Consider the following 1,246-nt stretch of genomic DNA (forward strand, 5'->3'; position numbering starts at 1 on the left):
AAAACGGCGGACGCGGTGACGGTTGAGGCGGGCTGCCCATGCTCACCGTGCCTGAACTCCGCGACCTTCGGACACCTCCCGAGGGCCGTCACCACCCACATCTGACAAGGAGCATCGCCGGTCCTTTTGAACACTCAGTGGCGGCGGTCGATAACCCACAGGAGGAAGCCAGCATGAAATTTCCACGCCGAGTGACCGCGAACGCAGTCCGTAGACCCATGGTGGCCGCCGTGGCCCTGGGAGCGCTTGCGGTGTCCTTCGCCGCGACGCCCGACGCCACCCATGCCGCTGGCTCACGCGGTGACGGGGCGGTCCTCAGCGTTCAGAAGACGCCCACGTGTGGCTGCTGCGGCGCATGGGCGGCACTCGCGTCAGGGCACGGCTATCGCGTCGAGGTCGAGGACGTCGCGGACTACGAGCAGATGAAGGCTGAGGCGGCCGTGCCGGAAGACCTCTGGTCGTGCCACACCGCCACGATCGCGGGATACGTGGTCGAGGGGCACGTGCCGTTCGATGCATTGGAGAAGCTCCTCGAGGAACGGCCGGACATCGACGGCATCTCGGTTCCGGGCATGCCGGCCGGCTCGCCCGGGATGGGCAGCGACCCCGCTGCCAGCTTCGACGTCATCGCCTATGGCGGAGCTGCGGGAGACGGTGCCATCTTCCACTCGGTCGGTAACTGAGGTCCCGGCTGGCCGGGCTTTTTGCCGAACCAAGCCGCCTTCCAGAGCGGCGATGGTCCATCGATCGGGGCGTGACAGGAAACGAGGCGATGCCGTAGGACGCCGACCTGCACGCGCGACTTCTATAAGCTGTGCCGGCTGCGTGTCGCCATGATGCACCCGAAAGGGTGACGGAGAGTCCGGCGGAGCCTTGGCCGGTGACGGAAGCGCGCAATGCGCTGGGGAACGAGGGCCGCGCCGCCCCGCACATTTCTTTCGGGCGGACGCTTCGGGCTATTGAAGGCGCCGTCGAGATGCTCATTTGCCATTAGATCCTGTCCGTGATCCGCAGGATTTCATCTTCAAGGCATACCTCCATGGCATCCACATATCTCTTCGGCACCACGGCTCTGATGGTTTTCCTCGGAGCGGTGTCTCCGGCGGTCGCACAAAACGATGCAGCCGCACATGCTACCCATTCCGGGCACTCCGCCTCAGACAACGGCGGGTCGCCCGCGGTATCCGAGCAGCATCCCGACCTCACCGCGTCTGAGACGACGGAAGCGATGAGTTCCGCGATGATG

At 65.4% G+C, this 1,246-nt stretch carries 2 protein-coding genes; one reads left to right on the top strand and one right to left on the bottom strand.

Translation table 11 applies throughout. The features are described 5' to 3' along the window. Positions 1-173 precede the first annotated feature (173 nt). The gene (locus BM162_RS22305; protein WP_245759383.1) at positions 174-683 is read left to right on the top strand and encodes a DUF411 domain-containing protein; all 510 of its coding nucleotides are present in this window, start codon (positions 174-176) and stop codon (positions 681-683) included. Between the two features lie 307 nt (positions 684-990). On the opposite strand, the gene BM162_RS23185 is transcribed toward BM162_RS22305, so the two are convergent. Next, positions 991-1,246: hypothetical protein (locus BM162_RS23185; protein WP_218153174.1), on the bottom strand; the 256-nt coding region annotated here is incomplete at its 5' end.

Origin of the sequence: Tranquillimonas alkanivorans, from assembly GCF_900115595.1 — a bacterium.
In the GTDB taxonomy this organism is placed as follows: domain Bacteria; phylum Pseudomonadota; class Alphaproteobacteria; order Rhodobacterales; family Rhodobacteraceae; genus Tranquillimonas; species Tranquillimonas alkanivorans.